This window comes from Noviherbaspirillum malthae, from assembly GCF_015352985.1.
GTDB classification, from domain to species: Bacteria; Pseudomonadota; Gammaproteobacteria; order Burkholderiales; family Burkholderiaceae_D; genus Noviherbaspirillum; species Noviherbaspirillum malthae.
Genome location: NZ_JACYXF010000123.1, coordinates 1 through 9302 on the forward strand (window position 1 = coordinate 1; position 9302 = coordinate 9302).

At 49.9% G+C, this 9302-nt stretch carries 9 protein-coding genes; 6 read left to right on the plus strand and 3 right to left on the minus strand.

Annotated features, from left to right (window positions below; translation table 11 throughout):
* From IGW03_RS36435 to IGW03_RS36450, 4 genes are all read left to right on the plus strand, one after another.
* Positions 1-113, plus strand: a 113-nt coding sequence (locus IGW03_RS36435; protein WP_194726863.1) for an integrase core domain-containing protein, incomplete at its 5' end; no start/stop codon positions are given.
* On the plus strand, positions 101-2056 hold the full coding sequence (locus IGW03_RS39000) for a putative bifunctional diguanylate cyclase/phosphodiesterase (protein ID WP_194727276.1): 1956 nt from the start codon (positions 101-103) through the stop codon (positions 2054-2056). The genes IGW03_RS36435 and IGW03_RS39000, both read left to right, overlap by 13 nt.
* A gap of 32 nt (positions 2057-2088) precedes the next feature.
* Positions 2089-2733, plus strand: a complete 645-nt coding sequence (locus IGW03_RS36445) for an NAD(P)H-binding protein (RefSeq protein ID WP_194727277.1) — start codon at positions 2089-2091, stop codon at positions 2731-2733.
* Between the two features lie 212 nt (positions 2734-2945).
* Positions 2946-5687, plus strand: coding sequence for a bifunctional diguanylate cyclase/phosphodiesterase (locus IGW03_RS36450; RefSeq protein ID WP_194727278.1), 2742 nt, complete (start codon positions 2946-2948; stop codon positions 5685-5687).
* Positions 5688-5903: 216 nt separating this feature from the next.
* On the opposite strand, the gene IGW03_RS36455 is transcribed toward IGW03_RS36450, so the two are convergent.
* The 3 genes from IGW03_RS36455 to IGW03_RS36465 all read right to left on the minus strand — a co-directional run bounded on the left by IGW03_RS36455 (position 5904) and on the right by IGW03_RS36465 (position 6891).
* On the minus strand, positions 5904-6128 hold the full coding sequence (locus IGW03_RS36455; protein ID WP_194727279.1) for a hypothetical protein: 225 nt from the start codon (positions 6126-6128) through the stop codon (positions 5904-5906).
* A gap of 131 nt (positions 6129-6259) precedes the next feature.
* A complete protein-coding gene (locus IGW03_RS36460; RefSeq protein ID WP_194727280.1) occupies positions 6260-6523 on the minus strand; it encodes a hypothetical protein in 264 nt (87 codons plus the stop codon).
* Positions 6524-6615: 92 nt separating this feature from the next.
* Positions 6616-6891 (minus strand): hypothetical protein, encoded by a 276-nt coding sequence (locus IGW03_RS36465; protein WP_194727281.1) that lies wholly within the window; start codon positions 6889-6891, stop codon positions 6616-6618.
* Positions 6892-7120: 229 nt separating this feature from the next.
* Between IGW03_RS36465 and IGW03_RS36470 the strand changes: the two genes are divergently transcribed.
* On the plus strand, positions 7121-7594 hold the full coding sequence (locus IGW03_RS36470; RefSeq protein ID WP_194727282.1) for a LexA family protein: 474 nt from the start codon (positions 7121-7123) through the stop codon (positions 7592-7594).
* Positions 7582-8892, plus strand: coding sequence for a Y-family DNA polymerase (locus IGW03_RS36475; RefSeq protein WP_194727283.1), 1311 nt, complete (start codon positions 7582-7584; stop codon positions 8890-8892). The genes IGW03_RS36470 and IGW03_RS36475 overlap by 13 nt, the downstream gene beginning before the upstream one ends.
* The last annotated feature ends 410 nt before the right edge of the window (positions 8893-9302 follow it).

Here is a 9302-nt window from a genome sequence, read left to right on the forward strand (position 1 = left end):
AACTGGATCGCTGGTTCGACGATTACAATGAGTCGCACCCGCACAAGGGCTTAAAAATGAAGTCCCCACGGGAATTCATCCGCGCCCAATTAGCCGCAGGGTGTCCGATTTAATAGGGGCAACTCCAGTCAACCAAAAGACAGCTGTCTTTCTAGGACTCCAACCTGGCGATATACTCGGCAAGTTGATTTGGGAAGCAGTCCCAGATGTATTGAATTCTTCTATCCTAGTTCACTATCGAAACGCGATGGAAACCGGTACTCCAGTATTCTTTGAAGAATATTGGGAGCCAGCCCAGGCGTGGGTTGAAATACGTGCATATCCAAATGAAGATGGTTTGTCAGTCTACTTCCATGACGTCACCGCGCGGCATCTGAACGAAGCAGCCATACGTGAAAGCGAACAACGCCTTCGGGACGTCATAGAAATGACGCCAGCAGGATATCTTCTGACAGATTCCCAAGCTAATATTTTGGATGTAAATCCTGCCCTCTGCGAGATTGTTGGTTATACCGAAGAAGAGCTGACCGGCAAGAATATGGCTATGCTCACTCCGTCATGCCCATTCGATGGAGCGCTACTGATTCAAAATGGCGTCAGCGCGGTTCATGCGAAGGAAGCAGTTATCAAGCGTAAGGACGGTACGGACGCGCATATACTATTAAACGCAAATATCAAGCGAGATGGTGAAGGGAACGCAGTCGCTTTGACTTCATTCATAACCGATATCACTGTCCGTAAGCAGACTGAACGCCGGTTGGAATTGCTTGCAACTCACGATACCCTGACAGGGCTACCAAATCGAGCTCTACTCAATGAGCGGCTTCAACACCTACTGGAGACCGATGGCCAACGAGAGCCAATCGCAGTGATGTTTGTTGACCTGGACCGGTTCAAGGAAGTTAATGACTCTTTGGGACATGTCCCTGGGGACGAACTATTGTGCGAGGTGGCCAAACGACTGAAAGACAAGGTGCGCCCTACAGACATCGTTGCGCGTCTTGGCGGAGACGAGTTCGTTATTGCAGCACCTTGTTCAAAAGGCCCTTACTCAGCAACACGTATTGCAGAAAACCTCTTCAAGGCCTTCAATGACCCAATTGAGGTATGTAATCAAGAGGTGTTTGCGCGTGCGTCGATTGGCATCGCGATGTATCCCCAAGACGGGAATACAAAAGAAGCCTTGTTCCAGAACGCCGACGCAGCAATGTACAGCGCAAAAGCTGCCGGCCGCAACGGGTATCGCTTTTTCCAACCTGAGATGAGTGAACAGGCACGGGTTCGGATGACGTTGGAAAGTTCCCTGCATCGGGCACTTGAACGGGATGAATTCGTTCTGCTGTACCAGCCGCGAATAGACTTGAAAACGATGACGATTTCCGGGATGGAGGCGTTGATTCGCTGGAATCACCCGCAACTGGGGCGGATTTCGCCACTTGACTTCATTCCGATTGCCGAAGAAAGAGGTTTTATTGACGCCATTGGAAAGTGGGTATTGGAGACTGCTTGTCTTGATAGTAGTCGTTTGATAAAGAAGTTGGGTTGTCCGCTACGCGTCTCTGTGAACCTGTCTGCTCGGCAGGTTGCAAGCCACGTGTTGGTGGAGCAAGTAGACAGAGCGTTGAAGCAGGCAGACTTGAAACCCGAACTTCTTGAGCTCGAGCTTACCGAAAGCGCGCTCATTGAAAACGTCCAGGTTTCAACTAGCGTATTTAACGAATTGAAAAAGCTAGGGGTCTTGTTGGCAGTCGACGATTTCGGTACGGGTTACTCGGGCCTCGGGTATCTGGGACGCTTTCCGTTAGATATCCTGAAGCTGGACCGTTCGTTTGTGAACCCGGACGTCTCGGGGAACAATAGCGAGCGAGTGGTCAAAGCCTTCATTGAAATGGCACATGCATTGGATTTATCAGTTGTTGCAGAGGGAATCGAGACAGAAGCGATGTCAACCACTCTGCGCGACATGGGATGCGACGAAGGTCAAGGATACTATTTCGCTCGGCCAATAACCCTACAAGAGCTTGAAGCATTGATTCCAAAGTTTTGCACATGCTAAAAACTCGCTTACTGCTACGGTAGAAACTATATATGGCAACGAGAAGCGTTGTGTTGGCCGGAGCAACCGGCCTTGTAGGCAGAGAGATATTGAGCGGGCTGTTAGCGGATGCTTCAGTAGCAACCGTCCATGCACTGGTCAGGCGCCCATTAGACCTTCAGCATCCAAAGCTCACTGTGCATGTCGTGAGTTTCACCGCGTTGCCACAACTCCCTAAGATTGACGAGGCCTATCTGGCTCTTGGTACCACCATCAAGGTGGCCGGTAGCCAAGTGGCATTCCGGACAGTGGACTTTGATACCAACCTGGCCGTGGCTCGGACCGCACATAACGCCGGGGCAAGGCGTGTTGGACTAGTAAGCGCAATGGGTGCCAATGCGCACTCGAGCATCTTCTACAACCGTGTGAAAGGTGAGCTTGAGGAAGCTTTGAAGGTTCTAGGCTTTGAAGGTCTTGTGATAGCTCGGCCTTCGCTTTTGACGGGTGACCGGCAGATGCTTGGTCAATCACCAAGAGCGGGGGAAAAGCTAGGCATGGTTGCTGGCACTTTGCTTCGGCCGCTGATACCCGCGAACTATCGTCCAATTGCAGCAGCCGACGTTGCCTGCGCAATTCTCAAGCGCGTGCCAACCGCTCAAGGCGTCGAAGTTTTACTTTCGGGCGCTATGCGGAGATGACGTCAGCCCCTGATAAGGGCAGACAAACGTTGCATAAACGAAAATCTCCTTCTCGACTATGATTTCCTCATGGTAATCTCATCATGTACTAGTTGCGAAAAGTTGACAATATTATAATTGTCAGTCCAAAAACGCAAAAGTAACAGTTCTAAAGCCAGAAGCCAACGGCGGCTGAAGGCGATTTGCGAAACGTTGAACTGGAACAGTGTGTCATGGTAGCCAAAGCGAAACATCAGAATTCCCTCCTGCGGACAAAGAAGTTCGTATTCTCAAAGCGACACCTGCTTCTTCTCAGTATATGGCCGGCTTTGTGCCTCGGTGCTGGTGGTCTGATATGGAAAACCGCTGAGTCAAAACTTGAAGAGAACAAAGAAGCTGTAATTCAGCAGGCGTTCGAAAGAACAACTAGCTTAGCGCAGGTCTATAGCCAACAAGTTGCCTACTCACTTCAGCAAATCGACCTCGTCTCCTTGCATGTGAAGTATGACTGGGAGAACCAGCATAGCGAGTCCGACTTCGCGAAACAATCGAGGGCCGGCTTGTACCCGGTATCGGCCAGTTTGTACGTCACTATCGTTGACAGAAATGGTGAACGAGTTGTAAGCACATTCCCAGGTGCGCTTAACGGAAAGTCTCTGGCGGAACGAGACTTCTTCAAGTATCACAAGGCAAATCGTGAAGATACTCTGTTCATTTCTGCTCCAGAGACCGGGCTGCGTAGTGGGAAATCAATGGTGCGCTTCACTCGTCGACTGGAAACACCATCAGGAGAGTTCGACGGGGTCGTTGTCGTATCTGTCGAGCCGTCTTATCTTGCTTCGTTTGCAGAAAAGTCACGGGTTGAAGACGAAGTCGATTACCTGCTGCTAACAAACTACGGTGCCTCCTTAGAAGAGAATCCTTGGACAAAAGATAGCACCAAGACTGCCTTTAACCATTCAACTTTCAAAGACAAAAATCGAGGTACCAAGTGGTTTCCGAAGCAGGATATAGTACCTGATGAGGCAGTGTTAGTGGCGTGGGAAAAGGTCAAGGAATTTCCAGTTGTTGCAGTGGTTGCACAGCGAGAATCTGCTGTGCTCGCACCTCATGTTATGAAGGCTCAGGAGTATCACCGACTGGCATTAGGCGCGACGTTCTTCCTCTTTTTTATAACACTGACTGGAACAGCACTAGGTGCACGACTGCTATGGAGGCGCGGTCATGACGATGCCGTCAAGCGGCACACCGAGGAAGTCAAGAAGGCGTACCGGCTTGCAACCGATGGTGCGCGTGAAGGCTTCTTTATGGTCCAGCCAATATACGACAATACTGGCAATGTCATCGATTTCCAGGTCGAAGACTGCAATGAGTGCGGTGCCGCATTTTATGGAACCACACGAGCACAACATATTGGGATAACTTTTTCAAGATTCTGGCCTGGAGATTATGCTCAGAAGGTCATTGAGTTTTTCGCCTCTGTATTGGAAGACAATATAGTCTATGAAGACGAGTTTCAGGCGCCGCCAGATAGCCCGCTGAAGTTATCTTGGGCTCAGCGCAGGATAGTGCCGACTGGGGTGGGGCTCGCGATTACCATCCGCGACATATCGCAAGCCAAGGCTCATGAAGAGGCGCTTTCACGCTTAGCTAATGCCGATAGCGTCACGTCATTGAAAAATCGGCATTGGCTAGTTAATTTTTTGCCAGACGCAATAGAGAACGCCCAGAAAGCACAAACAAAGATAGCCTTGCTCTTTATTGACCTCGATGACTTCAAGAATGTCAACGATACTCTGGGTCATGAAGCAGGGGATGCTCTCTTACAAGCAGTTGCGTCGCGTTTAGAGTCTGTCACCCGGCCGCAAGACTATGTGGTTCGACTCGGGGGGGATGAATTCACTATTGTTCTTCAGCGAGTTCAGGGTCAGGATGATGTGCCCGTAATTGCACAGCGCATTATGGCGTCATTCTTTGAACCATTTGTCTTGTCTTGCGGGACGCAGCACATCGTCAGGGCATCCATCGGTATAAGCATGTTTCCGGAAGATGGTACGGACGGAGCAACCCTGCTCAAGCACGCAGACATCGCAATGTACGCGGCAAAGGCAAGTGGAAAGCATCAATATCGCCGCTTCGATGCTCAAATGTCAAAGCTGATTATTGAGCGGGTCACCAAAGAAAAAGCATTGCGTCAGGCCATTGAAGCAGACGAATTCGTCTTGTATTTCCAGCCTCGTGTCGGTACACACCAGGGTGATATTCGCGGATTTGAGGCGTTAGTACGATGGATACGTCCGGATTTCGGGCTCGTTCCACCGAATGAGTTCATCCCTCTTGCTGAAGAGACGGGCCTCATCGTGCCGTTAGGTGAGTTAGTTATCAAGAAAACATTTGAGCAACTTGCGTCTTGGAGGTCTCAAAATCTCCCAGTCGTGCCAGTATCTGTCAACGTGTCGCCACGTCAGTTCAGTCAAGGTGCCCTGAGCGGACTATTTGTCTCCCATATGGCGAAGTACGCCATCGAGCCCTCACTGGTTGAAATCGAAATCACGGAATCGAGTGTCGTTGAGCAGTCGGTTCAGGTTGCCGACGAGTTGGCGGCTATTGAAAACTTAGGCATAAAGTTACTCGTTGACGACTTTGGGACTGGCTATTCCTCCTTGTCTCAACTGCAACGGCTGGAGGTAGACGTACTGAAGGTTGACCGTGCTTTCACCGCTCAAATTGGAATCAGCAACGAAGGAGACGCCCTGTTCATGGCCATAGTTTCAATGGCCCATGTGCTTGGACTGAGCGTGACAGCTGAAGGCGTAGAAACAATCGAGCAGCTTAAGGTGTTGCAGGAAATGTCCTGCAATGAAGTGCAAGGGTATCTAATTTCAAAGCCAGTACCTGCTTCAGAGGTTCCCGCTCTGCTGACACAGCGATATCTTTTGCCATCGGAGGCAAATAACGAAATAGCAGTCTCATAGTGATGCTTTACGGTTTGTCGCAGAAAGTGAAAATGATGGTCATTGGCGGTTGAATCTCCGTTGCGATACTCGGATTCTGACGCGATGACCTGATTACGGCCTTCTGTTTTGGTTTTGTAAAGCCCAGGTTACCGGCTAAGCATAGCGTGTAGATGACAGCAAATGACAGAGTTATACCCGATGCCTTTTGGGATAATACACTGGCAGATTTTCAATCTATTTGTTCAACACGGCCGTTAGACGCTGTTGCTCTTCTTTGAGAATTTCAAGTACTTCTTGCGGCGAGACACCGGCTTGAAGGGTCGGCTTATCTTCAAGTCTGCGGCAAATGCGCTCTAACTTACGAATCCGGTATTCGATTTTGGAGCCATGTTCCGGACGAGAACCGCGTTCAGCGGTATATCGTTGACGTACAGGAGAGGAATTATTTATGCGAGCCATGGTAGCCTCCAGTACACATATGTGACACATGTCGTATGGACACCACGTTATGGTATTAGCTCACCAGCCTTCTTTGACACCCCTCAATAGTGAAGGCAATTCCATTTGCACAACTTGAAAATTTGCCTATGTCATGATTTTTGTAATGGATGGTGAGGCGCCGGCCTTACTTCATGAGCGCGGCGGTCGAACTCATCCAGAATTTCAGCCTGAAGCAAGGCCTGCGTCTGCTTGAGCAATTCCTGCAGAGTCGCCTCGCTTGGAACAGGAATACCGAGTTCCTTCGCTCTCCTTACAAGCTCAGCTGAAGCTAAGCCGTCTTGAATTCCCGGCATATGCTTATAGGCGCGCAACGCCTTTTTGACTGATATGCTCAAATCCTCAAGTTCAGTCACCCTTGGGTTCATAACGAAAGTCACCAATGAACTGTGGAATGGAGAACATAGGTTACCACCTGAAGCCTGCAGAGTGAAAACTTCAGCTTTGACTACAACGGTCCTTTTACTATGGCCCAGAAGCTATGTTCATTTTCCGGAACGTTCGACTCGACAAAGAAACCCATTTGACGCACGTCGTCGAGTAACTTTTTATTTGACACAACATCACCGGTTTCAATGATTCGGTAGATTGCACCATATTCGTTTTTTACTGCTATGCGCATTGGACTTTCAACACCGATGTATGGCAACCCTTGCGGCAAGGCTTTCAGCAAATCAGTATCAAAGCCTGCAACAGATACCTCTTCAACCAAAAATGTTTTCATTGGGCAGCTCCGATTGACGTAATCATGAACATACTGGTCTTACTAGAGAGACATTTCATTCCGGAAGTTCAACGTCAGTCCATCCGCTACAAAACCACTCGATTCGATAGAGCAAAATGTTGCAAAGTTGTAGCCTTGAGGATGTAACGTCAAAAAGACTGACATAAGACCTTGCCGACTTTGCTTTCAAAAAATATACTGTTCGCATATACAGTATTTCTAGGCATCAATGTCATCCCTCGTCGACCTGAATGAGCTGTCAACGCTCGTCCCAATAGTTTGGCCAGCCAACCCTGGCAAACCCAAGGACATCCAGCGATTTCTGGTGAAATGCCCGGCGGGCTTTCCTTCGCCAGCGGCCGACTATGTTGAATCAGGTCTCGACCTGAACGACTACCTCGTCAAGCATCGCGCATCAACATTCATGTTTGACGTATGCGGTGACTCGATGCGCAATGTCGGTATTCTTGATGGCGACAAGATTGTCGTTGACCGTTCCGTGGAGGCTCGCCATGGCGACATCATTGTCGCCATACTGAACGGTGAACATACCGTGAAGCGTTTGCACGTAGCGGATGGCGTTGTTGAACTGCGCGCTGAGAATCCGTTGTATCGGCCTATACGCATCAAGGAAGCAGAAGAGCTGCATGTCTTTGGCGTTGTCGTTGGGGTTGTCCGGAATATGCGGCCATGTCAGCGCTAGAGCAGACCGAGCCACTATTTGCGCTCGTTGACTGCAACAACTTCTATTGCTCTTGCGAGCGCGTCTTCAACCCGAAGCTTGAAAATCGCCCCTTGGTCGTGTTGTCCAACAATGACGGTTGCGCGATTGCCCGCTCGAACGAGGCAAAGGCGCTCGGTATTCGCATGGGTGAGCCATGGTTCAAACTACGGGACTTGGTCAAGCATCACGGCATCGTTGGGCTATCGTCGAATTACACCCTGTACGGCGACATGTCGCAGCGGGTCATGCAAGTGCTGCGCGAATTCACCCCGGACGTTGAGGTGTACTCGATAGATGAGAGCTTTCTTCGCATTGAGCGCATGCGACTCCTGTGGGTAAACCATACCGCCATGGGCCAAGCCATTCGCGCACGAGTTCGCCAGTGGACCGGCATACCGGTCTGTGTCGGAATTGGGCCAACCAAGACCTTGGCGAAGCTTGCTAACCACATCGCCAAAAAGAATCCGAACTTCGGAGGGGTATTTGACCTTGCCAGTTACCCGCCAGCGCAGCTTGACGCTTTGCTCGCTAGCATAGAGGTGGGTGAAGTCTGGGGCGTCGGGCGCCGTATCACCGAAAAGCTGAAGCATGCCGGAATTCATACGGTGCAGGATTTGCGTCTGATGTCTCCGAAGGTCATTCGAGCTCACTTTTCCGTCGTGATGGAGCGCACCGTCAGTGAGCTGCAAGGGGTTCCGTGTCTTGAGCTTGAAGACATCGCTCCACCCAAAAAGCAAATTGTTTCCAGTAAATCTTTTGGGGAAATGGTTGCGAGGTTAGAGGAGCTTAGCGAAGCTTTGTCCTCGTACGTCACCCGCGCAGCGGAAAAGCTGCGTGAGCAAGGTAGCGTCTGCGGGGCGCTACAGGTCTTTGTGATGACAAATCAATTCCGGACTGATGACGCTCAGTACAGCAACGGGATTGTTATCCCGTTGCCGAATCCATCGAACAATACGTTGGACCTGGTCCAGGCTGCACTTTTTGGGCTCAAGGCTATCTATCGCCGCGGGTACTTGTACAAAAAGACCGGCGTGATGCTGTTGGACCTAGCACCCGCTGGGCAAACACAGGCATCGCTATTTGACCCATTGGAAGAGCAGGCAAAGCACTCAGACGCGTTGATGTCCGTGCTCGACGGGCTGAATAGGAAGTTCGGTCGTGACACTTTGTGTGTCGCCGCGGCGGGAACAAGAAAGCGGTGGATAGCTAAAGCTGAGAACAAGACACCGTGTTACACCACGAGATGGGCAGAGTTGCCGAAAGCGTTTGCCAAGTAGTGCTCGGTACATCTAAATATTGCTATTGCCTGCATCGCAAGGATAAAAAGCTTTTTCAATAACTAACGTCAATCGCTACGCCTAAGAACTAAATTTTTTTAGCAAGCTATCCATTGACGTGATAGTTGCATTCCAATAATGAATGACAATTATCCTTGTTAGCTACCTAAGATGGGAGAGGCCAGCGAAGCGAAGGACTTCGGTGTGCCGCCAGTCTTTGTACTTCTGGGATGCTGAGCCAGAAATATGCAATGTAAATCCTTTGAACCTAACTTTGAAGTATCTAGAGGCTGTTATGAACTAATGAAATAGCAACAAGTCCATGGCGACATGGCTTCCAGAAAACCCTATCCAAGCGACGTGCAAGACGAAGAATGGGACTTCGTTGCACCTTACCTATCGTTACTGCC